General features: G+C 73.8%; 19 protein-coding genes. 7 read left to right on the top strand and 12 right to left on the bottom strand.

Annotation, left to right across the window (positions count from 1 at the left end; translation table 11 throughout):
• Positions 1–56 precede the first annotated feature (56 nt).
• On the bottom strand, positions 57–2,237 hold the full coding sequence (locus O7623_RS26760) for an ATP-dependent DNA helicase UvrD2 (protein WP_282229598.1): 2,181 nt from the start codon (positions 2,235–2,237) through the stop codon (positions 57–59).
• A 190-nt stretch (positions 2,238–2,427) separates the two neighbouring features.
• Between O7623_RS26760 and O7623_RS26755 the strand changes: the two genes are divergently transcribed.
• The 4 genes from O7623_RS26755 to O7623_RS26740 all read left to right on the top strand — a co-directional run bounded on the left by O7623_RS26755 (position 2,428) and on the right by O7623_RS26740 (position 4,781).
• Positions 2,428–2,673 (top strand): mycoredoxin, encoded by a 246-nt coding sequence (locus tag O7623_RS26755; RefSeq protein WP_282225713.1) that lies wholly within the window; start codon positions 2,428–2,430, stop codon positions 2,671–2,673.
• Positions 2,674–2,833: 160 nt separating this feature from the next.
• Positions 2,834–3,976, top strand: a complete 1,143-nt coding sequence (locus O7623_RS26750; RefSeq protein WP_282225712.1) for a helix-turn-helix transcriptional regulator — start codon at positions 2,834–2,836, stop codon at positions 3,974–3,976.
• A gap of 40 nt (positions 3,977–4,016) precedes the next feature.
• Entirely contained in the window at positions 4,017–4,253 is a 237-nt protein-coding gene (locus O7623_RS26745) for a DUF397 domain-containing protein (RefSeq protein WP_282225711.1), read from the top strand.
• 270 nt (positions 4,254–4,523) lie between these two features.
• Positions 4,524–4,781 carry a hypothetical protein gene (locus tag O7623_RS26740; protein WP_282225710.1) on the top strand — a complete coding sequence of 86 codons (258 nt, stop codon included), beginning with the start codon at positions 4,524–4,526 and terminating at the stop codon, positions 4,779–4,781.
• Positions 4,782–4,974: 193 nt separating this feature from the next.
• Here the strand turns inward: O7623_RS26740 and nudC are convergent, their stop codons facing one another.
• From nudC to O7623_RS26715, 5 genes are all read right to left on the bottom strand, one after another.
• Positions 4,975–5,931 carry an NAD(+) diphosphatase gene (nudC, locus tag O7623_RS26735; protein WP_282229597.1) on the bottom strand — a complete coding sequence of 319 codons (957 nt, stop codon included), beginning with the start codon at positions 5,929–5,931 and terminating at the stop codon, positions 4,975–4,977.
• Positions 5,932–5,987: 56 nt separating this feature from the next.
• Complete coding sequence (locus O7623_RS26730) at positions 5,988–7,298, bottom strand: pitrilysin family protein (protein WP_282229596.1); 1,311 nt, start codon at positions 7,296–7,298, stop codon at positions 5,988–5,990.
• 89 nt (positions 7,299–7,387) lie between these two features.
• Positions 7,388–8,698 (bottom strand): pitrilysin family protein, encoded by a 1,311-nt coding sequence (locus O7623_RS26725; protein ID WP_282225709.1) that lies wholly within the window; start codon positions 8,696–8,698, stop codon positions 7,388–7,390.
• 55 nt (positions 8,699–8,753) lie between these two features.
• Complete coding sequence (locus tag O7623_RS26720; RefSeq protein WP_282225708.1) at positions 8,754–9,689, bottom strand: hypothetical protein; 936 nt, start codon at positions 9,687–9,689, stop codon at positions 8,754–8,756.
• Positions 9,690–9,736: 47 nt separating this feature from the next.
• Positions 9,737–9,937 carry a hypothetical protein gene (locus tag O7623_RS26715; protein ID WP_282225707.1) on the bottom strand — a complete coding sequence of 67 codons (201 nt, stop codon included), beginning with the start codon at positions 9,935–9,937 and terminating at the stop codon, positions 9,737–9,739.
• A gap of 475 nt (positions 9,938–10,412) precedes the next feature.
• On the opposite strand from O7623_RS26715, the gene O7623_RS26710 reads away from it, so the two are divergent.
• Both O7623_RS26710 and O7623_RS26705 read left to right on the top strand, forming a co-directional pair.
• Positions 10,413–12,269 carry a glycoside hydrolase family 15 protein gene (locus O7623_RS26710; RefSeq protein WP_282225706.1) on the top strand — a complete coding sequence of 619 codons (1,857 nt, stop codon included), beginning with the start codon at positions 10,413–10,415 and terminating at the stop codon, positions 12,267–12,269.
• Positions 12,266–13,666 carry a glucose-6-phosphate dehydrogenase gene (locus O7623_RS26705; protein WP_282225705.1) on the top strand — a complete coding sequence of 467 codons (1,401 nt, stop codon included), beginning with the start codon at positions 12,266–12,268 and terminating at the stop codon, positions 13,664–13,666. The genes O7623_RS26710 and O7623_RS26705 overlap by 4 nt, the downstream gene beginning before the upstream one ends.
• Here the strand turns inward: O7623_RS26705 and O7623_RS26700 are convergent.
• The 6 genes from O7623_RS26700 to O7623_RS26675 all read right to left on the bottom strand — a co-directional run bounded on the left by O7623_RS26700 (position 13,619) and on the right by O7623_RS26675 (position 23,913).
• Complete coding sequence (locus O7623_RS26700) at positions 13,619–14,971, bottom strand: DEAD/DEAH box helicase (protein ID WP_282225704.1); 1,353 nt, start codon at positions 14,969–14,971, stop codon at positions 13,619–13,621. The genes O7623_RS26705 and O7623_RS26700 overlap by 48 nt on opposite strands.
• 160 nt (positions 14,972–15,131) lie before the next feature.
• Positions 15,132–15,335 carry a cold-shock protein gene (locus tag O7623_RS26695; protein WP_123605346.1) on the bottom strand — a complete coding sequence of 68 codons (204 nt, stop codon included), beginning with the start codon at positions 15,333–15,335 and terminating at the stop codon, positions 15,132–15,134.
• Positions 15,336–15,575: 240 nt separating this feature from the next.
• Positions 15,576–18,923 (bottom strand): ATP-dependent DNA helicase, encoded by a 3,348-nt coding sequence (locus O7623_RS26690; RefSeq protein ID WP_282225703.1) that lies wholly within the window; start codon positions 18,921–18,923, stop codon positions 15,576–15,578.
• A complete protein-coding gene (locus O7623_RS26685) occupies positions 18,920–22,387 on the bottom strand; it encodes an ATP-dependent DNA helicase (protein WP_282225702.1) in 3,468 nt (1,155 codons plus the stop codon). Before O7623_RS26685 ends, O7623_RS26690 begins: the two co-directional genes overlap by 4 nt.
• Positions 22,388–22,445: 58 nt before the next feature.
• Positions 22,446–22,991 (bottom strand): TIGR00730 family Rossman fold protein, encoded by a 546-nt coding sequence (locus tag O7623_RS26680; protein WP_282225701.1) that lies wholly within the window; start codon positions 22,989–22,991, stop codon positions 22,446–22,448.
• A 10-nt stretch (positions 22,992–23,001) separates the two neighbouring features.
• Positions 23,002–23,913: a TIGR00730 family Rossman fold protein gene (locus tag O7623_RS26675; protein WP_282225700.1), complete on the bottom strand. Its 912-nt coding sequence runs from the start codon at positions 23,911–23,913 to the stop codon at positions 23,002–23,004.
• Positions 23,914–24,150: 237 nt separating this feature from the next.
• On the opposite strand from O7623_RS26675, the gene O7623_RS26670 reads away from it, so the two are divergent.
• Positions 24,151–24,303 carry a hypothetical protein gene (locus O7623_RS26670; RefSeq protein ID WP_282225699.1) on the top strand — a complete coding sequence of 51 codons (153 nt, stop codon included), beginning with the start codon at positions 24,151–24,153 and terminating at the stop codon, positions 24,301–24,303.
• Positions 24,304–24,376 lie beyond the last annotated feature (73 nt).

The raw sequence follows: 24,376 nt of genomic DNA, 5'->3' as shown, positions 1-24,376 counted from the left end.
CTCCCACCCCGGTCGAGCAGCCAGAACGACCACTGCTCGCGAGGTGTGACCTGAGGCTAAGCCTCTTGCGTGGCCGGGGGCAAACCATTTTCCGGGTCGGATTCCGAACTTTTTTGCGGCTCAAGATCATCTACGCTCGCGCCGCCCACCAGCGCGGTCACCGACGGGCCGTAAAGGCCCAGCTTGCGCGGCCCGATCCCGGCGATCGCCAGCAGCTCGGCGTCGGTGCCGGGCCGGCGCTCGGCGATCGCCACGAGCGTCGCGTCGGTGAACACCACGTACGCCGGCACCCGCTGCTGCCCGGCCGCCCGCGACCGCCAGGTCCGCAGCCGCTCCAGCAGCTCCTCGTCGAGATCCGACGGGCAGCCCGGACACCGGCCGAGCTTGCGGTCCACCCCGGCCAACAGGGTCGCCCCGCAGACCCGGCAGGACACCGGCTGGCCGCGCCGCCGTTGAGCCCCGGCACCCGCCGTACCGTCGCGCCTCGCCCCACCGCCGGAACCACCGGAGCCGCCGGAACGGTCCAGCTGCGGCAGGAACCGGCACGGCCGCCGGGCCCGCCCACCCGGGGACCGCGACTGGCCGTACGACAGCCACAGCCACTGCCGCGCCCGGGTCACCCCGACGTAGAGCAGCCGACGCTCCTCCTCCAGCTGCTCCGCCGTACGGGCGTAGGTGGTGGGCAGCGTCCCGTCGGCCAACCCCACCAGGAACACCGCGTCCCATTCGAGGCCCTTGGCCGAATGCAGCGAGGCCAGCGTCACCCCGGCGACCGTCGGCACGTGCTGTGCCGCCGCCCGGCGGGCCAGTTCGGCGCAGAAATCGGCCAGCGACACGGGCCGTTCGCTGACCGCCGCCTCGCCCACCGGCACCACGACCGGCGCGGCGGCGACCTCCTCGGCCAACTGGACCAGCGCCGCCAGCGCCTCCCAGCGCTCCCGGGCCGCGCCGCCGGGCGGCGGCTGACCCGGTGCCCACCCCGTCGCCGACAACGCCGCGACGACCGCCTCCACCAGCGGCGTCTCCCCCGGCGTCGACCGGACGGCGGAGCGCAGCGCCACCATCGCCTGGCGTACCTCGGCGCGTTCGAAGAACCGCTCCGCGCCCTGCACCACGTACGGCACCGCGGCCTCGGCCAGCGCCTTTTCGTACGCCTCGGACTGGGCATTGGTCCGGAACAGCACGGCGATCTCGGCGGCCGGCGTACCGCCCGCGATGAGCTCGGCACAACGGGCCGCGACCGCCGTCGCCTCGGCCGGCTCGTCGGTGAAGATCCGTACGTCCGGCTCCGGACCGGGCGGCCGTTGCCCGACCAGCTCCAGCCGCAACCGGGCCTCGGTGCCCCGGGCCTGCGCGATCACCGCGTTCGCCAGGCCGACCACCTGCGGCGTCGACCGGTAGTCACGGACCAGCCGGACCACCACCGCGTCGCGGTGGTGACGGGCGAAATCGATCAGGTACGTCGAGGTGGCACCGGTGAACGAGTAGATCGTCTGGCTGGCGTCACCGACCACGGTCAGGTCGTCACGCCCGGCCACCCAGGCCTGCAGCAGCCGCTGTTGCAGCGGGTTGACGTCCTGGTACTCGTCGACCACGAAGTGGCGGTACTGCGCGCGGACCTGCTCGCCCACGTCCCGATGCTCCTCGATGCCCCAGATCGCCGCCCGCAGCACGTCCTCGAAGTCGATCACCCCGGAGGAGCGCTTGAGTTTCTCGTAGCCGGCGTACACCTCGGCGACCTGGGCCGGATCGTGCGGTGTTTCACGCAACGCCTTGGCCGCCGCGACGGCGTACTCCCCCGGCTCGACCATCGACGACTTGGCCCACTCGATCTCGCCGGCCAGGTCCCGGGCCGCGGCCCGGTCGGTGCGCATCCCGACCCGCCCGGCGGCGAGGGTGACCAGCCGCACCTTGCTGTCCAGCAGCTCCGGCATCTGCCGGCCGCCGAGCAGCCTGGGGGCGAAGTAGCGGACCTGACGCAACGCGGCGGCGTGGAACGTGCGGGCCTGTACGCCGCCGACGTCGAGCGCGCCGAGGCGGGCCCGCATCTCGGCGGCGGCCCGGGCGGTGAAGGTGACCGCCAGCACGTGCCGGGCGGCGATCTCACCGGAGAGCACCCGGTAGGCGATCCGACTGGTGATGGCCCGGGTCTTACCGGTGCCGGCACCGGCCAGGATGCAGACCGGGGCGGCCGGCGCGGTGACCGCCGTACGCTGCTCCGGGTCCAGCCCGGCCAGGACCCGGGCGACGCGCGCGGAGGCCGGCCCGGCCGTCGGCCCGGCGTCCGGGTCGGGATCGGGGGTCGGGGCTGAGTTGAGGTTCGCCGCCACGGGTAGGAATCATCGCAGCCCCGCCGGACGTTGCACCGGACAGCCCGGGTGCCGCCCGGGCCGATGCCCCGTCGCCGTATCCCGGAGGACCTCCCTGATGTTGACCATGTATTCGACCAGTTGGTGCGGCTACTGCCATCGGCTGAAGTCGCAGTTCGACCGGGAGAAGATCCCGTACGAGGTGATCGACATCGAGCAGGACACCGCCGCCGCGACGTACGTGATGGGCGTCAACGGTGGAAACCAGACCGTTCCGACGATCCGTTTCCCCGACGGTTCGGCATTGACGAACCCGAGCATCGTTCAGGTCAAGCAACGGCTCGCCGACCTCGGGGCGAGCTGAGTCGCACTCACGGTCCGTCCGCCGCCATGACGCACGTCGCTTTTGGCTAACACGCCCCCCAGCGGACCCCACGAAGGCAGCAACCGGTCCATACTGTTTCGGGCCGCGACGCACAACGCCGCGACATAGGCGGATACCAACGGATCGGGGGGAGTTTCCGGTGCAGCCCGAGCAGCCCATACCCAGTCCGACGCTGCGTCGCCGCCGTCTCGGCAGCGAGCTGCGGCGACTGCGGGAAAGCGCCGGGCTCACCGGCGAACAGGTGATCGAGCGGGTCAACTGGGCGTCCGCCTCCAAACTCTCCCGGCTGGAGAACGGGCGCAGCCGACCCGGCGTCGGCGACGTGATGGACCTGCTCGACCTGTACGGCGTCACCGGAGCCGATCGCGACGAGCTCGTCGCGATCGCCCGGGACGCCGGCAACACCCGGGCCTTTCTCAGCTCGTACAAGGTGATGACCAGCCGGCAGCGGGCGTACGCCGAGCTCGAGGCCGGGTGCACCGAGATCCAGGAGTACGGCGCGGTCATCATCCCCGGGCTGCTGCAGACCTCCGCGTACGCGAAGGTGCGGATCATGTCGGCCCGGCCCCTGGTCGGGCCGGGCGACCAGATGACGATCCTGCGCCAGGCGGCCAGCAGCAAGGCCGCCAACCAGAAACAGCCGGCCGGTGCCCGCCGCCAGGCCGACGACCCCGACACCGAGGTGGCGGCCCGCCAGTCGCGGCAGTCCATGCTGCTGCGCGACAACGGGGTGCCGCGCTACACCGCGGTGCTGGAGGAGTCCGCGCTGGGGCTGCGCTGCGGCCCGCCGGACGTCATGGTCGCCCAGCTGCAGCACCTGAGGGCCATGGCCCAGCTGGACAACGTCACGCTGCGGGTCCTGCCGCCGGGCGCGACCGTCGCCTCCTGGTACCTGTCGGAGACCGCCTTCTCGATCTACCACTTCGCCGACCCCGAGGATCCCAGCGCCGTCGCGATCGAGACCCTGGCCGCCGACATCATCGTCAACGACGCCCCCGTCCTGGAACGCTACGGCCAGGTCTTCGACTGGCTCTGCGAGGCTGCCCGCAGCCCGGCGGAGTCGATCGACTGGCTCGCCGAGGAGATCGCCCGGCACGTCGCGGCCGGTGCCACCGAGCTCAGTGCCGTCGGTGACGACGACGGCCCTCCCCCCGCCACCCCTGCCCCGCTGTCCCCGCCGGCCACCGGCGGGACAGGCCCCGGCCGACCGGCCGGGCCGCCGATCCAGCGTGGACCGCGTGAGCGTCCCACGCGCCGGACCGAGCAGGCAACACCGGAGTGACGGTGTGTCCGCCGGTCCGCTTCACCAGCAAGGAGCAGGAATGAACCCAGCAGATCAGTCCGTCGTGCGGATCGTCGGCGGCGCCTCGCCCACCTGGCGCACCAGTAGCCGCAGCCAGAGCACCAACTGTGTGGAGGTCGGGGAACTGGCTGGTCGCAGCACGCCGGTGCTGATGCGCGACAGCAAGGACCGGTCCGGGCCGGTGCTGTCGTTCGACCGCACCACCTGGCGTGAGTTCATCGACAGCGCCAAGGACGGCGAGTTCGACCTGAGCTGACGGGCCGGTCGAGCCGGGTGGCCACCGCCACCCCGACCCGGCTCGGTTCCCCTCCCCTCGGCGCTGGTGCACCGACGTCGATCCCCCGAACGGGCACCGGAGTCAGGCCGATCGTCAGGTTTGACCGGTCGGTAATCCGGGTTCTCCCCGTACCGAGACACTCGATGGAAATTCCAGACAAGGATCTTTCGCGCGAGAGACCTTCGCATGCGGAATCGTCGCGGGACCCGTCGACTGTCCGACCATCGGTCACGGTTCCCGGAGTCGCCCATGCGATATCTGATCGTCCGCACGGAGATCCGCGCGGTCGCCCACCACGAACTCGTCACGGCCGTCATCGACGGTCGACGTATCCGCGACGAACAGACCACTCCCGAGCAACGCCGGCAGACGTTGCGCGCCACCGACCGCGAATCCGCGATGCGGCTGGCCCGCGCCCTGTCCACGGTCGGCTCGGTCCGATCCGGCCGGCACCGGGTCAAGGTGGTGCCGGTGCCAGGCGATCCGACACCGGCCCCGCCGCGCTGACGGCGTAGTCCCCGGCCGCGCCGCGTCGACGGCGCAGTCCGGACGACCGTCGTACGCCGGCCGGCGGCCCGCCGCAGAGCGCGCCGCCGACGCCGGCCCACGACGGTCCATGGCTTCGGCCCGTGGGCGTCGCGGCAACGGCGTCCACGGGCCGAGGTCAGGCCGGCACCTGGGGACACGCCGACACCCCGGGTCAGGCCGACACCCAGCGGCGGATCAGAAAGGCGGCGATCGACGCGGGTGCCGCCAACTGAACCTCGAATCCGTCGCCGGCGTCGACCCGCTCCCCGGCCAGCACCGCCGCGACCTGTGCCCGGGTGAACCAGCGGGCCCGCCGGATCTCCGCCGGATCCACCCGGACCGGCTGACCGGGGTCGACCAGACCGAGATAGCCGAGCATCAGGGTGCCCGGGAACGGCCACGACTGGCTCGCCACGTACGTCAACCCGGTCAGCGTCACGCCCACCTCCTCGGCCACCTCCCGGGCCGCAGCCGCCTCCGCCGACTCGCCCGGCTCGACGAACCCGGCCAGGCAGGAGTAGAGCCGCCCCGCCCCGTCGCCGGGTCGGTCGTGGTGGTTGGCCAGCAGGCACCGGCCCGACGGCCCGGCTACCCCGTCGGTCACCAGCACGATCACCGCCGGGTCGGTCCGTGGCCAGTGCCGGGTGCCGGCGTCGTCCACCCGGTTCCAGCCGCCGTCGGCACAGCGCGTGCCGAGGCCGGTCGACGACGCGTACGGATGCCGGGCATGCCAGCCGGCCAGCGCCGCCGCCGTCGTGAACAGCCCGGCGTCGCGGCCTCCGAGCAGGTGACCGACCTGCCGTACCGTGGCCAGCCGGGCACCGGCCGGCGACAACGGCGGCCCTGGTGGTGGCTCCAGGGGCGCGTCGACGGCGAAGTACGGCGTGCCGTCGCCGTCCGTACCGAGGAAGATCCGCTCCTCGGCCGGCACGGCCGGCGCGCGGTCCGCGTCGAGCAGGACCAACGCCACGCCGGCTCCGTCGTCGCGGACCACCGCCCGGCCCCCGGCGGCCGAGTCCACCACCAGCACCCGGGCCCGCCGCCACGCCTGTGCCAACCACTGCGGGTCGGTCCGGTGCCGCGCCGCCCGGTCGACCGCGCGACGGGCCAGCGCCGGCTGATCCGCCAGGGCGCCCGCTGGCGCCGGCTGACCGGCCTGGTCGGGCCGGGCCGACGGTACGTCGGTCACGGTGTGGTGCCGGACAGCTCGACCTGCGTCAACGCGGCCACCGGCCCGGCGATGCGTGCCACGTCACCGAGCACCACACCCGACGACCGTGCCGGCGCCAGGTAGCGGGTCGCCGCCTCGGCGACCTCGTCGCGGGTGACCGACGCCAGCCGGGCGGTGTGCTCGGCGAGGAACTCCAGCGGCAGACCGAACCCGGCGTACGTGCTGGCCAGGCCGGCGAGCCCGGCCTGGGTCGACATGCCCAGCTGCAGGGTGCCGACCGCGTACTGCCGGGCCTGCTCCAACTCCTCGGCCCCGGGCGGCAGCGCCGCCAGCCGCCCCAGCTCGTACAACGTCTCCAGCAGCGCGGGGGCGGTCACCTCGGTCGCCACGTCGGCGGAGAGCATCAGCACCGAGCCGGCGATCGAATGCTCGACCATCGAGTACGGGCTGTAGGTGTAGCCCTTGTCCTCCCGGATGTTCTCCACCCAGCGGGACGAGAAGTAGCCGCCGAAGACCATGTTGGCCAACTGCAACGCCGCGTGGTCCGGGTGCCGGCGGTCGACCGCCGGCAACGCGATACGCATCGACGACTGCACCGACCCCGGCCGGTCGACCAGCAGCAGCGGTGCCGGCCGGGGGTCCGGTGCCGGCGGCAACGTCACCTGCCGCCCGACGGTGACCCAGCCGGCGAGCGCCTGCTCGGCGACGTCCAACGCCCGCTTCGGGGCCACGTCACCGACCAGCACCAGGTTCGCCCCGGCCGGCTGCACCCGGTCGGCGTGCAGCGCCCGCAGCGCCGCCGCCCGGACCGCCCGGACCTGCGCCACCCCGGGCGTCGGCTCGGCGTACGGGTGCCGTCCGTACAGCCGACGGGTCAACGCCGTACGGGCCAGATGCGCCGGCTGGCTCAACGCGACCTGAATCCGGTCGGCGAGCCGGTCCCGTTCGACCGCCACCTCGTCGGCCGGGTACGTCGCACCGGTCAGCACCTCGCCCAGCAGTTCGAGCATCCGCCGCAGCCCGGTGACCAGCCCGGCACCGGAGATCAACAGCCGGTCGGCGTCGAGCCCGGCGGCCAGTCCACCACCGACCGCCTGCAGTTCCGCGGCCAGCCGCACACCGGAGCGCTCGGCGGTGCCGGAGAAGATCGTCTGCGACAGCACGGTGGCCCGGGCCAGCGGGGCCCGGGCGAACGGCACCCAGAGCCGGACCTCGACCAACGGCACCGTCGGCCGACGGATCGCGATCACCCGCAACCCGGTGTCCAGGGTCCGCTCGGCCACGGTGGGCACCGGCGGGGTGCGGGTCGGCCCCAGCGGCGGCAACGGCCGCCGCGGCTGCGGCTGCCCGGCCGCACCGGCATCGGCTTGGCCAGTCCCGGTCGAACCCGGCCCGGCCGGCACGGCGTCGGCGGTCACTGGGCACCTCCTGCGGCGACCTCGATCACGGCCCGCCGATGCGGGCGCAACGTGGCGGCAGCCTGTCTGATCTGCTCCTCGGTGACCGCCCCGATCAACCGGGGCAGCTCGTTGATCAGCTCCGGGGCGCCGCGCTGCTGTTCCAGCACCGCGATCCGCAACGTGCGGCCGAGCACCGCGTCGGTGTCCCGCAGCAGATGGGTCGCCATCCGGGCCTTGACCCGGGCCAGCTCGCCCCGGTCGAAGCCGTCCGTGGTCAGCCGGTCCAGCTCCTCGTCGATCGCGGCGAGCACCCGGCCGACGTCGCCGCCGGGCGGCAGGTGCGCCTGGAGCACCAGCACCGTCGGGTCCCGTACGTCGAACGGCTCCCCCTCGAAGGACAGGTAGCCGCCGATGCTGGTCACCGACCGGTCGCCGCGGACCAGCCGGTCCACCAGCCGCGCGGCGTCACCGTCGGTGAGCACCTCGGCGAGCACCACGTACGGCAGGTAGCTGGTCAGGTCGTCGATCGGGTCCGGCACCCGCCAGGCGACGGCGACCGCCGGCAGCGGCGCCAACGCGTCGGTGTACGTCGTCCGGCGTTCGCCGGTCAGGTCGGGCTCGGCGAAGCTGGGCCGGGGCGGCGCGGGCCGGGCCGGCACGTCCCCGAAGTGCCGTTCGATCAGCGCGGTCGCCTCGGCCACGGAGACGTCCCCGGCGACCGCGAGCACCGCGTTGCCGCTGGCGTAGTAGCGGGTGAAGAAGTCGGCGGCCTCCCCGACGGTGGCGCTCTCCAGGTCGACGAAGGATCCGTAACCGTCGTGCGCGTTCGGGAAACTGTCGAACATCACCGGCGGCAGCAGCAGCCACGGGAACCCGCCGTACGGTCGGTTGAGGACGTTGACCCGGATCTCCTCCTTGACCACGTCGACCTGGTTGCGCAGGTTCTCCTCGGTCAGCTGGGGGCCGCGCATCCGGTCGGCCTCCAGGAACAGCGCCCGTTCCAGCGCGTTGCTCGGCAGGACCTCGTAGTAGTCGGTGTAGTCCAGGTGGGTGCTGCCGTTGAAGGTGCCGCCGGAGCCCTGTACGTGGCGGAAGTGCGCCAGCTTCTCCAGGTTCGCCGACCCCTGGAACATCAGGTGCTCGAACAGGTGCGCGAATCCGGTCCGGCCTGGCGGCTCGGAGCGGATCCCGACGTCGTAGACGACCGCGACGCCGACCACCGGGGCGCTGCGGTCCGGCGCGACGACCACCCGCAGACCGTTGGCGAGGGTGAACCGTTCCACCGGGTACGCGGTCGCCGGGATCCGCACTGCACGTGGTGCCACGGACCGACCCTAACCTGTCGCCGCCGGCCCGCGCCGCGCCTGAGCCCAACGAGCGCTATTCGACACGCACCGATGCGTACAGGTCCTCGACCATCCAGTCGAGGTGGCGGTGGGTGCCCGGGATCGACAGGAACAGCACGGCCGCAGTGGGCCGCCCCACGTCGATGCAGGCCACGGCGACGAGCTCATCGGTGGCCTGCAGCCCTGGCTGGGTGAAGTGCAACCGGAACACGGTCAACCAGGCGGGTCGACCGCCGATCGCGGTCCGCTCGTCGCGGATCAGGTCCGCGCGGTTGGGCTGCGGGTAGTACTCGGCGCGGACGTCGGCGGCCACCTGCCGGCCGATGCACTCCAGGTCGACGGTGAGCGCGTCGTTGTCGGCCACCGGTACGGCAGCGGACAGGATCGAAGCGTGGTAGTCGCTGAACCCGTTGTACTGCGCCTCGGTGACGAAGTGCTGCCCCACCTTGTACGGCACCTGCAGCGAACCGGCGTTCCACACCGCCCGCCACGGCTGCCACGGCTCTCCGTAGCTGGTGTAGGAGATGCCGGCGTCCGGGTCGACGGTGCGCGGCCCGGTCGGATCCGGCAGCGCCGGCCCGGGGTCGGCCGGTGGCGGCGGTTCGCTCGCGGTGGGGGTGGCCCCGGCGCAGAGCTGCGCCAGCGGCGGCCGGACGTCCTCCGGCGGCGGCGGGGTCCGGAACGGATCCGGGTTGCCGCTGAGCACCAGCGCCAGGACGGCCGCCAGGCCGACGGCGAGCACGGCCGCGGCGGCGCCGCCGAACCACCACAGTCGCCGGTTGTCCGACGGTGGCGGGTCGCCAGGCGGACCGGCCGCCGGTGGTGGCTGGGGCGCACCAGCGCCGCCGGCCATCGGGGGGTACGGCGTACCGGGGCGGGTGACCGCGCCGGCGGCCCAGTCACCCGGCCGGGTGACGGCTCCGGTGGCCCGGTTCACGGCGGTCCCGGGCGGTGGCGGCGTGGCAGACATCTTCCTTAGTGAAACACCTGTGGTCGGGTACCCGGGCAGGGCCCTGGTCAGCGCGGCGGGGCCGCGTCGATTCCGGTCGTCGCCGGCGGGTGCTGCGGCGCGCGCATCTCGACCACGGACGGGCCGGTGGTGGCCGTCGGTCCGACGTACCAGGGGGTGAGGACGGACGCCAGCGCCAACGCGACACCGAGCAGCGCGACGCCGACCACGAAGAGGACCTCCCTCGTCGCACTGGTGTCGGCGGCCATCTCCACAAGACCTCCTGCCGGGGTGGCGCTCGGCGAGCCCCGTACTCGCGCGCCATCGACAGGATCCCGGCAACGACCGTGCCGTGCAGTCGGCCATCGGACGAAAAGCGTGGATGTCTCGCGGATCCGCACGACCGGACGATCATCGGTCCGGCCCGTCCGGACGGCACGGTCAGCGACACAGCCGGAGGAGACCAGCCGTACGGCCGACACCCGGCCGGTTACCGCCGTACCACTGACGCCCGGCCGGTTACGGCCGTACCGCTGACGCCCGGCCGGTTACGGCCGGCCAGTCGACACCCGGCTGGCCGGGTCGGCGGTCCAGTCGACACCCTCCGCATCGAGCCGACCACCGTGACGAGAGGCGACCAGTGAATCACGGCACGACAGGTGAGCGGAAGTCTCCACCGGGGTAGGTGGCCGGGTAAGCACCGGACCACGAGGTCGGGCGACCGCCGACGACGAGGAGACGCCCGTGACGGACCAGTTGGCGGAGACCGCCGCCCGGCCGGTACCCCCGTTCGCCGACGGATACCCGCAGATCGCCGACCACGGACTGATCGGCGACGGACAGACCGCCGCCCTGGTCGGCGTGGACGGCACCGTACGGTGGCTCTGCCTGCCCCGGTTCGACGGCCCGGCGCTCTTCGCCGGCCTGCTCGACACCGACCGGGGTGGCGCCTGGACGCTGCGTCCCGCCGGGCTGCGGTCGGTACGCCAGGAGTACCTGCCGGACACGGCGGTACTGCGTACCGAGTTGCACACCGCCACCGGCAGCTGCGAGGTCCGCGACGCGCTGCTGGTCACCGGCGCCAGCGCACCGACCGGCCCGGCCGGGTTCGGCACCGCCTGCGGAGAGCTGGCCCGGCTGGTCACCGTCACCCACGGCGAGGTGGACCTGGAGATCGGGCTGACCGGCCGGGGCGGACTGCGCTCGCGCGCGGACACCGACCAGATCCACCTCGACTTCCCGGCCGGCGACGGTACGCCGCTGCGGCTGACCGCCAGCCGGCCGGTACCCGGACTGGACCGGCTGGCCGGACGGGTGCGGCTGACCGCCGGCGAACGGCTCGGCCTGGTGCTGCGCTGGGTCGACGGGCCGACCCGCCACACCGACGCCGAGCAGGTGGCGGCCGCGCTGGACCGTACCGCCGCCGCCTGGCGGACCTGGGCCAGGGAGATCACCTACCGTGGCCCGTACACCGACCTGGTCCGCCGCAGCGCCATCACGCTCAAACTCTGCGACGACCACGACGGCGGCGCGGTCGTCGCCGCGCCCACCTCGTCGCTGCCCGAGGCGATCGGCGGCGAACGCAACTGGGACTACCGTTTCACCTGGGTCCGCGATGCCGCCTACACCGTGTACGCGCTACGCCGGGTGGGGATGGCCAGCGAGGCCGACGCCTTCCTGTCCTGGGTGCTGCGCGCCTGTACCCAGGACGGACGCCCCCGGGTGCTCTACACCCTCGACGGCACCGCGCCGCCGACCGAACACATCGACCCGCAGCTCGCCGGCTACCGGGGTTCGCGGCCGGTGCGCTGGGGCAACGCGGCCGCCGACCAGATCCAGCACGACGTGTACGGCGAGATCCTCGACTGTGCCTGGCAGTGGGCCCGCGCCGGCGGTGAGCTCAGCGACCAGCGGTGGGCCAGGCTGACCCGGTTGGGCCGCTCGGCGCTGGAGCACTGGCGTACCCCGGACCACGGCATCTGGGAGATCCGTCAGGAGGGCCGACCGTTCACCTACTCGGTGGCGATGTGCCAGGTCGCGGCCGACCGGATGGCCCGGCTCGCCACCGCCACCGGCCGCCGCGACGAGGTGGAACCGTGGCGGCGGGCCGCCGCCGAGATCCGCGACACGCTGCTCGCCGAGGCCTGGGATCCGGTCGCCGGGCACTTCACCGAACACCTCGGTCAGCCGGGCACCGTCGACGCCAGTCTGCTGGCGCTGCCGCTGCGCCGGGTCGTGGACCCGGCCGACCCCCGGATGGTCGCCACCGTCGACGCCGTCGTGCGCCGCCTCGGTGCCGGCGGTGACCTGCTCTACCGGTACCTGCCGGACGAGTCGCCCGACGGGCTGACCGGCCACGAGGGGGCGTTCCTGCTCTGTTCGTTCTGGTGGGTCGACAACCTGGCCGGCAGCGGCCGGTTGGACCGGGCGACCGAACTGTTCGAGCGGCTCTGCGCCCGGGTCAACCACGTCGGGCTGCTACCCGAGCAGATCGACCCCGCCACCGGCGCGTTCCTGGGAAACTTCCCGCAGGCGTTCAGCCACATCGGGCTGATCAGCAGCGCGGTCAATCTGGCCCGGTACGGAGGGAGGCGCCCGTGACGGCGACCGTGATCGTGCTCGGTGCCACCGGTGACCTGACCACCCGGTACCTGCTGCCCGGCCTGGCCCAGTTGCAGGAGCTGGGGCGGCCCGTCGACGGGCTGCGGATCATCGGGGTGGCCCGCGACGACATCGACGAGCGGCAGTTCCGCCAGCGGATCGGTGCCGCACTGCGCGAACACGCCCCGACCGTCGGCAACCGGGCCCGGGCGGCGCTGGCCGACGACGCCGGCTACCTGCACGGCGACGTCACCGACCCGGAGGTGCTGCAGGCGGCGCTGCGGGCCGCCCGTACCGGTGGGTCCGCCAGCCGGGGCGACGACGCGGTGGTGGTCTACCTGGCGCTGCCGCACGGGCTGTTCGAGCCGGTCGCGGTCGCGCTGGGCCGCTGTGACCTGCCCCCCGGCATCCGGGTGGTGGTGGAGAAACCGTTCGGCGAGGACCTGGCGAGCGCCCGGCGGCTCAACACGGTGCTGCACCAGGTGCTGCCCGACGACCGGGTGTTCCGGGTGGACCACTTCCTGGCCAAGCAGACCGTGCTGAACCTGCTCGGGCTGCGGTTCGCCAACCGGGTGCTGGAGCCGCTGTGGAGCAACACCCACATCACCGGCGTCGACATCGTCTTCGACGAAACGGTCGACGCCCAGGGCCGGGCCAGCTACTACGACCACGCCGGGGCGCTGCGGGACATGGTGCAGAACCACCTGCTGCAGCTGCTCACCCTGGTGGCGATGGAACCGCCGCTGACCATCGACCCGGCGGATCTGGCGGTCCGCAAACTCGACGTGCTGCGGGCGGTCCGCCCGATCCGCGACACCGACGTGGACCACTGCACCGTCCGGGGCCGCTACACCGCCGGCACGGTGACCGGTCGCGGCGGCGAACGATCGGTGGCCAGCTACGTCGACGGGCCCGGGGTGGATCCGGCACGCGGCACCGAGACGTACGCCGAGTTGACCGTCTACATCGACAACTGGCGGTGGTCGGGAGTGCCGTTCCGGCTGCGTACCGGCAAGGCGATGGCCGCCGCCCGGCGGGAGATCGTGGTGCGGTTCGCGGACGTGCCGCACGCGATCTTCGCCGACCGGGACAGCCAGTGCAACGAGCTGCGGCTGCAGCTGGACCCGGACCGGATGTCGCTGAAACTCAACGTCAACGGCATCGGTGACCCGTTCGACCTGGAACCGGTCGAACTGGTCACCGAACTCGCCCGCCAGGCGCCCAGCCCGTACGGGCAGTTGCTGATGGCGATCATCGAGGGCGACACCCGCCTGTCCGCCCAGGCCCAAGAGGCCGAGGAGAGCTGGCGGATCATCGAACCCGTGCTCGACGGCTGGGCCGCCGGGCGGTCACCGCTGCGGGACTACCCGGCCGGCAGTACCGGACCGCGACGCTGACCCGGCCGGCCGGCGACGTCCGCCGGGGCGGCGGGCCGGGCGACGGGCCCCGCCGGAGCCAGCGGCGGTCTGCGCCGTCGGCCGGGCGGGCGGTGCGGCCAGGGTGACCGGCACGCCGCTGGGCGTCCGGGCCCCGGTGACCCGGGTCAGTTCCGCGTCGACCGGGCCGACCCGCGCCGACTGCGGACGGATCCGCGCCGCCGCGAACAGCCGGTCCACGTCCCGGCGCTGCTCCGGCAGGACCAGGGTGGCGACGACACCTGTCGCGCCGGCGCGGGCGGTCCGTCCGCCCCGGTGCAGGTAGTCCTTGTGGTCGGCCGGCGGGTCCACGTTGAGGACCAGGTCGAGGTCGTCGATGTGGATGCCCCGGGCGGCGACGTCGGTGGCGACCAGCGCGGTGACCTGGCCGGAACGGAACTGCTCCAGGATCCGGTTGCGCTGGCCCTGGGACTTGCCGCCGTGCAGGGCCGCCGCCCGCACGCCCGCGGCGAGCAGTTGGCGGGCCAGCCGGTCGGCCCGGTGCTTGGTCCCGATGAACATGATGACCCGGCCGTCCCGGGCGGCGATCGCCGCCGCCGTGGCCGGCTTGTCGGCCGCCGACACGTGGAACAGGTGGTGGCTCATCGCGGTGACCGTCGCCGTACCCGGGTCGACCTGGTGGGAGACCGGGTTGCTGAGGAAGTCGCGGACCAGCCGGTCCACGCCCCGGTCCAGGGTGGCCGAGAAGAGCATCCGCTGCCCCCCGGGCGCGACCTGGCGCAGGATCATGGTGACCTGCGGCAGGAAGCCCATGTCGGCCATCTGGTCGGCCTCGTCGAGAACCGCGAGGGTGACCTGGTCGAGGCGGCAGGCGCCCCGGTTGACCAGGTCGTTGAGCCGCCCCGGGGTGGCGACGACGATCTCCGCGCCGGCCCGCAGCGCGTCGGCCTGCCGCTGCAGCGACAAGCCGCCGACGACGGTGACGCAGCGCAGCCGGGCGGCTCGGGCGTACGGTTCCAGCGCGGCGGTCACCTGCTGGGCCAGCTCCCGCGTCGGCACCAGGACCAACGCCAGCGGCCGGCCGGCGGTGGCCCGGCGCCCGGCGGTACGGGCCACCAGCGGCAACCCGAAGGCGAGAGTCTTGCCGGAGCCGGTGCGCCCCCGGCCGAGCACGTCGCGGCCGGCCAACGAGTCGGGCAACGTGGCGGTCTGGATGGGAAACGGCGCGGCGATGCCGTTGGCGGCGAGGACCGCGCACAGGTTCGCCGGTAGACCCAGGTCCGCGAAGGACGGGGTCTGGGCACGGGACAACGTGGTGGTGCTCATGATCGGGTCAGCCTTCCGCTGGTTTGGCACGTAGCGAGGAAGGCGCGACGGCGGCCGGGCCGCCAGCGGTCACAAGCACGAACCAGGTGTGTGTCTGCCGTAGCCCGGCTCCCACCGGGTGGTGGGAGCCGGACCGCACGTACGGGAAGTACGAGGTGGTTCAGAGCGGGCGGATGTTGGCCGCCTGCGGGCCCTTCTGGCCCTGGGTGATCTCGAACTCCACCCGCTGGTTCTCGTCCAGGCTGCGGTAGCCGGAGGACTGGATGGCGGAGAAGTGGGCGAACACGTCGGCGCCACCCTCATCCGGGGTGATGAAGCCGAAGCCCTTGTCCGCGTTGAACCACTTGACGGTGCCTACTGCCATGTAACTGCTCTCCTTGACGGAACGATCGGTCCCGAGACTGCCTGCGGGCCGATGGGAGATCCGCGCTCGTCACGCGGATCGGCGTCGCGGTGCTGATCGCCCCATCCGGAACGTTCTCCGGACACAACAAAGAGCGCCTGGGCCGAGATCCCACAGGCGCTCGCACTGTCACTGTGACCGGCCGGTCGGGCGGACCCGAGGGCGGCACGGGGAACCAAAACTGCAACGTCACCCACGCTATCACGGATCCGGCGTTTCACCCAGCATTGGCAACTCACCGATCAGTGCGGCCAGGCCGGCCCGGTCCAGCAGGTCCGCCGGGCGCACGGTCACCCCGTCGCGGACGTAGTGAAACGCGGCCCGGACCTGCTCCACCGGCACCCCGGCCAGATCCGCCCAGGCCATCCGGTACGCGGCGAGCTGCACCGTGGCGGCGGTCTCGGCCACCCCGGTCGGCCGGCGGCCGGTCTTCCAGTCCACCACGTCGTACCGGCCGACCGGGCCGGCGAAGACGGCGTCCATCCGGCCCCGTACCACCACCCCGGCGATCACCGTGGCGAACGGGACCTCCACCTCGACCGGCACCCGGTCGGCCCACTCGCTGGCCAGGAAGCGCTCCTGCAGCTCCTGCAACGCCTCGTCCCCGGCGGCGTCGGCGTCGGCCGCGCCCGGCAACTCGTCGACGTCGAGCAGCCGGTCGGCCCCGAAGCGCTGCTCCAGCCAGGCGTGGAAGGCGGTGCCCCGGCGGGCGTGCGGGTCCGGCCGGTTCGGCAGCGGCCGGCGCAGCGTACGGGCCAGGGCGAACCGGTCCCGGCGCAGCGCGACCAGCTGCGACACGGACAACTGCTCCGGCAGCGGTACGTCGACCGGCCCGACGCCGTGGGCCAACTGGTCGCGTTCGGCGAGCAGGATCCGCGCCTCCCGCCACCAGCCGTCGGCGTCGGCGGCCGGCTGGTCGGCCGCCCGGTCCATCGCCTGCCGGACCAGCCCGGCGGCCTCGGCGATGCGGGGCCGCAGCGCGCCGAGCGGATCCGCCGGCCACTCGGCCCGTACGGTCACCTCGTCGACCGGGTTCGTCGCCCCCGGCAGCGGCTCCGCCGCCCAGTGGTCCACCACCCCGGCCCCGGCCAGGCAGTCGTCGTGGATCTGCCGCAGGAACGCCGACGGCCCCCGGTGGCGCTTCACCCCGGCCCCCCACCAGTAGCCGGAGCAGAGCAGCAGCCGACGCGGGCGGGTCACCGCCACGTACGCCAGCCGCCGCTCCTCCCGCTCGTCGTGCTCACGCCAGCGCTTGCCGAACTCGGTGAACTCACGCTCCACCGCCTTCTGGTCCTCGGCCTCGTCGAGGTCGAGCACCGGTAGGCCGTCGGCGTCACCGCGCAGCGGGAACGGCAGCACCCCCAGGCCGTACAGGTAGTGGTCGACACCGCGCACCGACCCCGGCCAGACGTCGCGGGTCAACCCGGCGACCGCCACCACGTCCCACTCCAGGCCCTTGGCGGCGTGCGCGGTGAGGATCTGCACCGCGCCGGAGACCACGTCGACCTCACCCGGGCTGAGCCCGCGCTCCTCGTCCTCGGCGGCGGCCAGGAACGCCAGGAACGCCGACAGCGTCGCCGTGTCCGACTCGCCGGCGAACCGGGCCGCGACGTCACCGAGCGCGTCCAGATGCCCCCGGGCCAGGCCGGCGTCCCCGCCGCCGGCCCCGCCGGCCCGGACCGCCACCTCCACGTCCAGGCCGGTGGTCCGCTCCACGTCCGCGATCAGATCCGGCAGCGACTGGTCCAGCCGTTGCCGCAGCAGGGCCAGCTCCCGGCCGTACGCGCGCAGCCGGGCGTAGCCCTCCGCCGAGTAGAGCTGGGCCGGCCCCGGATCGGCCAGCGCCTCCACCAGGCTCGCCTCGTCCAGGTGGTCGACGACGATCTCCGGCTCGGCGGTGCCGGAGCGGGGCAGCTGCCGGCGGGCGTCGGCGATCGCCCGGGCCCGCCGGTGCAGGGCCACCAGGTCACGGGGGCCGATCCGCCACCGGGCACCGGTGAGCAGCCGCAGCAGGGCCGCGCCGTCGGTCGGATCGGCCAGCACGCGCAGCGTACTGACGACGTCGCGGACCTCCGGGGTGTCCAGCAGGCCGCCGAGACCGACCACCTCGACCGGCAGCCCGCGGGCCCGCAGCGCCGCCTCGATCACCGGGATCTGACTACGCACCCGGACCAGGACCGCGCTGGTCGGGCGGGACTCGACCGGGATCTCGTCACCCCGGCCCGGATCCGCGCCGGCCGCCCCCCGCCAGGCCGCCAGCATCCCGTCGGCGATCCACTCCGCCTCGTCGAGCACCGTGTCCAGCAGCGCACAGTGCACCGTCGCCGCCGGCGCGCCGCGAGCGGTGCGGCCCGGGATCGGCGGGTCGACCTTCGCGGCGGCCGCCAACGCCGCCACCCGCGCCCCGGCCGAGCGCAACGGGCCGGACAGTTCGTTGGCGACGCTGAGGATCTCCGGCCGGTTACGCCAACTCGTGGTCAACGTCAACGACCGGGCCGGGGTGCCGTCGGCCCTGGCGAACTCGCCCGGGAAGCGGTCCAGGGTACCGGCGCTCGCCCCCCGCCAGCCGTAGATCGACTGGCACGGGTCACCGACGGCGACCACCGGGTGCCCGCCGCCGAACAGCGACCGCAGCATCACCACCTGGGCGTGGCTGGTGTCCTGGTACTCGTCGAGCAGCACCACCCGGTACCGGTCACGTTCCAGCTCGCCCACGGCCGGATGGTCCCGGGCCACCTGCGCCGCCCGCGACATCTGGTCACCGAAGTCCATCGCCTCGAAATCGGCCTTGCGCTGCTGGTACGCCCGGACCAGCGGCAGCAGCCGCAGCCGGATCTGCTGAATGGTCAGCGCCCGGCGCACGTCGGCGTAGACCCGGCCCGGCCGCGACTGCACCTCGGCGAAGAACCGGCCGGTCCAGCCGGCCAGCTGGTCCGGGGTGACCAGGTGCTCGGCCAGCTCACCGGCGAGGGCCAGGACGGCATCGGTGACCGTGCCCGGCGCCCGGTCCACCTCGGACATGTCACCGTCGTAGTTGCGGACCAGGAAGTCGACGATCTGCCAGCGGGACGCCTCGGTGAGCAGCCGGGCCGACGGCTCGAAGCCGGCGCGCAGCCCGTGCTCGGTGACCACCCGGGCCGCGTACGAGTGGTAGGTGGCCACCATCGGCTCGCCGGACAGCGGATCCTCCTCCGGCCGGCGACCCTGCCGACCGAGCTGACGGACCAGCTGTCCGAGCCGGGTACGGATCCGATGGGCCAGCTCCCCGGCAGCCTTACGGGTGAACGTCAGACCGAGCACCTGCTCCGGGCGTACCTGGTCGTTGGCGACCAGCCAGACCACCCGGGCAGCCATCGTCTCGGTCTTGCCGGACCCGGCCCCGGCCACCACCAGCAGCGGCTCCACCGGGGCGGCGATGATCGCCGCCTGCTCCGGCGTCGGCGGCGGCAGCTTCAGCAGCCGGGACAGCTCCTGCGGGGTGTAGCGGGGCCCGGCGTCGGCCCGACGACGCGGCGACGGGGTGGCGGCGAACAGCGATGGCTGGGTCATCCGCGCTCCGGGGGCGGCTCGACGGCTGGTGGTTCGACGACCTGGCGGCCCTTGCCGGAGACCGGGCAGCTGGTCTTCACCGGACAGACCCGGCAGGAGGAGTTGGCCACCGCCGAGAAGGTCGACGCCGCCATCGTCTGCGCGGTACGACGGACCATCGCCGTCGCCCAGCCGGCGTCGTCGGTGTCGGCCAGCGGCTCCTGCTGCTGCTCCTTCGCCTCCTTCACCGGGGTGCCGAGCTGCACCAGCGCGGCACCGCCGGAGTCGTCGCCGTACTCGGCGAACGCCCCCGCCTCGACCGCCGCCTGGTAGGCACCAAGCTGCGGATGCTCGGCCAGCTCGGCGGCGGTCACCGCGGTCGACTTACCGGTCTTGAGGTCGATCACCACGAGCCGGCCGTCGGCGTCGACCTCCAGCCGGTCCACCCGACCGGTCAGCTCCACCGGCCGGGTCGGGTCGTCCAGCCGTACGGTGAACTCGTGCTCGATGGCGAGCAGCCGGCGCGGGTTGCCGGCCAGCCAGCGCAGCAGCTTGTCCACCATGCCTTCGGCACGGGCCAGCTCCGGGCCGGCCATCCAGCGGGCGGCCAGGTCGATCGCGTCGAACCGGGCGGCGACGTACTCCAGCAGTTTCGCCCGGTCGACGCTGGCGTCCTCGGCGAGCATCGCCGCCGCGTGCACGAGGTTGCCGACCCCGGCCGCCGCGCTCGGCTCGCCCCGCCCGCCGTGGCGTTCCAGCAGCCAGCGCAGGCTGCACCGCAGGGCGCTCTCCATGGTCGACGGGGTGACCCGCACCGGTTCGCCGTCGTCGACCAGCGGCCGGTCGTCCGACAGCGGCCGCAGCCCCCACCAGTCGTCCGGGTGGGCGCCGGGCACCCCGGCGACGGCCAGCCGGCCCAGCACCGCCGCGGCCTCGTGCCGGCGCTCCGGCGCCGCCGCCTGGTCGGTGACGACGGTACGCAGCTCCGCCACCAGCGCCGGCAGGGTCAACGACCGGGGTGGCCGCCCGACCGGCAGCGTCGGCGGTTCCTCGCCGTCGGCGTCCACCGCCGACACACCCAGCTCGTGCAGGAACCGGCTCGGCTGCTCCTCGTGGTCCAGGCCGCCGACCCCGGCGGAGGCGACCGCCGTCACCAGCAGCCGTCGCCGGGCCCGGGTCACCGCCACGTAGAACAGCCGGCGTTCCTCGTCGAGCAGCGCCGAGGTCTGCGCCACCAGCGACGCGCTGAGCCCGGCCCCGTCGGAGCGGCCGCTGAGCACGTCCACCAGCCGTTCCGAACCGAGCAGGCTGCCGCGCAGCCGCAGGTCCGGCCAGACGCCCTCCTGCACCCCGGCGACCGCGACGACGTCCCACTCCAGGCCCTTGGCGGCGTGCGCGGTGAGCAGCCGGACCGCCTCGCCCCGGTCGCCGGTGGGCGCCAGGGTGTCGGCCGGCAACTGCTGGCCGAGCACGTGGTCGAGGAAGACCTCGGTCCGGGCACCCGGCAGCCGGTCGACGAACCGGGCCGCCGCGTCGAACAACGCCATCACCGCGTCCAGGTCCCGGTCCGCGGCGGCGGCCCGCCACCGCGCCCCGGTGTCGTTCACCCCACCGGCCGGTACGGCGCCCGCCGGCCCGCCCAGGGTCCGGCCCCGCACGATCGCGCCGAACCAGCGGTCGGCCAGCCCGCTGGCCTGCCACACCGCCCAGAGCACGTCCTCGGCGGTCGCGCCCGGCCGGGCGGCGGTCTCCCGGGCGGTGGCCAGCAGGGTGGCGACCGCCTGCGCCGGGGCCGCCCAGCGGCGTTCGATCGCCGCCAGCTCCGCCGGATCCCGCAACGCGTCGACCAGCAGCTCACCGGAGGGGCGCCGGTCCCCGGCGGCCAGCGCCAACGCCCGCAACCCCTGCCGCAGTCGCCGCTCGGCCAGCGGATCCGCCCCGCCCAACGGCGAGTGCAGCAACGCCACCGCCGCCTCCTCGTCGAGCCGGGCCGGCTCCAGGGCGCACCGCAGCAACAGCAGCAGCGGCGCTACCGCCGGCTGCCGGTGCAACGGCAGGTCCTCGGCGTGCACCACGGTCGGTACGCCGGTGATGTGCAGGGCCCGTTGCAGCGGCGGCAGTTGCAATGTGGTCGACCGGACGATCACCGCCATCCGCGACCAGGGCACTCCGTCGACGAGGTGCGCCACCCGCAGTGCGTGGGCCAGGTAGCTGGCCTCGCTGGTCGCCGACCGGAACACCCGCACCTGGGCGTGGTCGGTCGCCGCCGACTCGCCCGTCGGCGGGGCGGCCTGGGCTGGCGGGGCCTGGGCTGGCGGGGCCGGCCCGGTCGCCTGAGAGGCCTGAGTCGGCGGGGTCGGCGGACGCAGGTCGCGGTGACCGGCCGGACCCCGCAGCCGGCGCGCCACCCGACCGGTTACCGCCAGCAGCGCCGGGTCGGCCCGGTAGCAGACCGGCAGCACGATCTGCCGGGCCGGCGCGCCCGACGCGGTCCGCATCCGCAGCCCGAAGGCGGACACGATGCCCGGGTCGGCACCCCGGAACGCGTACGTCGAGGAGTCCGGGTCGGCGAACGCCACCAGCGGCCGGCCCCCGCCGGCGATCAACTGCAGCAGCTCGACCTGGGCGGGGTCGGTGTCGGCCAGCTCGTCGACGTAGACGTAGGCGAGCCGGCGACGCTCCGACTCCAGCAGCTGCGGGTCGTCGACCAGCAGCCCGGCGGCGGCCCGGACCAGCTCGGCGTGGTCGTAACCGATCGAGCCCCGGTTGCTGACGTCGCGCAACGCCAGTACGGCGACGTACTGGCGCAGGAAGCGGGCGGCCGCCGGCCAGTCCGCCCGGCCCAGCCGCTCACCGAGGCGGGCCAGCTCGACCGGCCCGACCCCCCGTTCGGTGGCCCGCTGCAACAGGTCGCGCAGCTGGGTGGCGAACGCCCGGGTCGGCAACGCCGCCCGCAGGTCCGCCGGCCAGCCCACCGGGTCACCCAACTGGTCGCCCGGAGGCGGCTCGGCGGTCCCGGTGGCGGTCGCCGTCGCCTCGCCCGGCTGTGGCCCGGCGACGTCCAGCAGTTCCCGGATGATCAGATCCTGCTCGGGGCCGGTGAGTAGCCGGGGCGACGGTTCACCCCGCTCGGCGGCGGCCCGGCGCAACAGGCCGAACGCGTAGCCGGGAAACGTGCGTACCAGCGGTTCGTGCAGCACCCGCCGCGACCCGCCGGCGACGGCCGCCTCGATCCGCCGCCGCAACGCCACGGCCGCGCGCCGGTTGAAGGTGAGCACCAGGATCCGTTCCGGGTCGGTCCCTTCGGCGACCCGGGCGGCGACCGCCGCCACCAGGGTGGTCGTCTTCCCGGTGCCCGGCCCGCCGACCACCAGCAGCGGACCGTCGGTGTGCGCGACCACGGACTGCTGCGCGGGGTCGTCGAGGTGCGCCGGCGCGGCCGGGGCCGGCCGACGGACCAGCCGGTACGCCTGCACGCCGCTCATCTCACCACGACGCGGCGACACCACGCGGCGCGCGGGTGCGCGCCCACCCGGTGCCCGGTCAATCCAGCCGGGACTCGATGGCGTCCAGCGCGGCCGGCACCGAGTCGACGACGATCAGCAGATCCAGCGCCGTACGCCCGACGAAGGCGGTGTCGGCCAACGCCGCCAGCCAGGTCAGCAGGCCCTGGTAGAAGCCGTCCGGGTCGACCAGGACGACCGGCTTGCGGTGCAGCCCCAGCACGGCGGTGGTCCAGACCTCGAACAGCTCGTCGAGGGTGCCCAGGCCACCGGGCAGGGTGACGAACGCGTCCGACTTCTCGATCATCAGCGTCTTACGGCTGGCCATGCCGTCAGTGACGACCAGTTCGTCGGACCGGGTGTCGGCCACCTCCAGGTCGACCAGGGTCTGCGGGATCACCCCCAGGGTGTAGCCGCCGCCGGCCCGGGCGCCGTCGGCCAGCGCCCCCATCATGCCGACGCAGCCGCCGCCGGAGACCAGGCTGTGGCCGCGCGCGGCCAACTCCCGCCCGGTCTCGGCGGCCAGGTCCAGCCAGCGCTGGTCGAGCGTGCGCGACGAGGCGCAGAAGACTCCGATCGCGGCCACGGTGCTCCCCTCATCCCGCCGGCCGGTGATCACCGGCCGGTCCCCGATGGTCGGCCTGCCGTTCGGCGGCGGCCTGCGCCGACGCAGTCTCGCGCAGCGACGCCTGCTCGGCGGCGAGCGCGGCGTCGGCGTCGACGATGTGCCGCACCGCCTCGTTCACGTCGTCGGTCAGGCAGAGCAGGTCGAGGTCGGCCGCGCCGATCTTCCCCTGCGCCTGCATGGTGTCACGCAGCCAGTCGAGCAGACCGGCCCAGTACCCGGTGCCCATCAGGACGACCGGGAAGCGGGTCACCTTGCCGGTCTGCACCAGGGTCAGCGCCTCGAACAACTCGTCCATCGTGCCGAACCCGCCGGGCAGCACCACGAACGCCTGGGCGTACTTGACGAACATCGTCTTGCGGGCGAAGAAATAGCGGAAGTTGATGCCGACCTCGACCCATTCGTTGATGCCCTGTTCGAAGGGCAGCTCGATGCCGAGCCCGACCGAGACCCCGCCGGCGGCGGTGGCTCCCCGGTTCGCGGCTTCCATCACGCCCGGACCACCGCCGGTGATCACCGCGTAACCGGCGGCGGCCAGTGCCGCGCCCAGTTCTTCGGCGAGCTGGCATTCCGGACTGTCCGGCCCGCTGCGGGCGGATCCGAATACGCTGACTGCCGGCGGCAGATCGGCCAGGGTGTCGAACCCTTCGACGAACTCCGACAGGATGCGCAACGCCCGCCAGGAGTCCTTGGTCTGCCATTGGGCCCGGGCCCGGGAATCGAGAAGACCCTGATCGGCGGTGCCGCGCCGGACCGCCTCCCGGCGCAGCGTCACCGCACCCCGATGCCGTTCAGGGCCGGATTCCGGCGGTGCCGCAAGGGTTTCGTCCGACGGCGCAACCGATTCGTCACCTGCCGTGGGGCCGTTGAGTCGATGGTCCATCCGACCAACCGTAGTGGGCGATATCGCGACAGCGTCGGTCCGGGCGCTCGCGTGTCCAGAGCGGACCGGTCCGGCCGCCACCGACGGAGCTGTCGCGGACCGGACGGATTTCTCGCGAATTCGGCGTGAGGTGCAACCAAATCGGCTGCGCTCACGTCTTCATTGGCAGATACTGGGAACGCCCGTGCGGCGGGGAGGACGTCGCACGAGGTGCCTTCGGGGGGAGGAGCAACAATGATGACACGTAGCGAACTGATCCGCGTCCGCCGTCAGATGCACCGTCGGATCCGGGCCGTGGTAGCCGAGCGTCGGGTTGCCGGGGGGCGGCCCGACCCGGTGGAGCCGGCGACCGACCCGGTCACCGAGTCCGAGTCGCTGCTACTGCGCTGAACTGGTCGGCCCCGGCGGTCACGTCGGGGCCAGCCAGCAGACACCGGCCCGGCGGTCACGCCGGGGCCAGCCA

Source organism: Solwaraspora sp. WMMD791 (genome assembly GCF_029581195.1).
In the GTDB taxonomy this organism is placed as follows: domain Bacteria; phylum Actinomycetota; class Actinomycetes; order Mycobacteriales; family Micromonosporaceae; genus Micromonospora_E.
The sequence above is the reverse complement of the archived record's forward strand: the minus strand, read 5'-3'. Positions and strand labels throughout refer to the sequence as shown.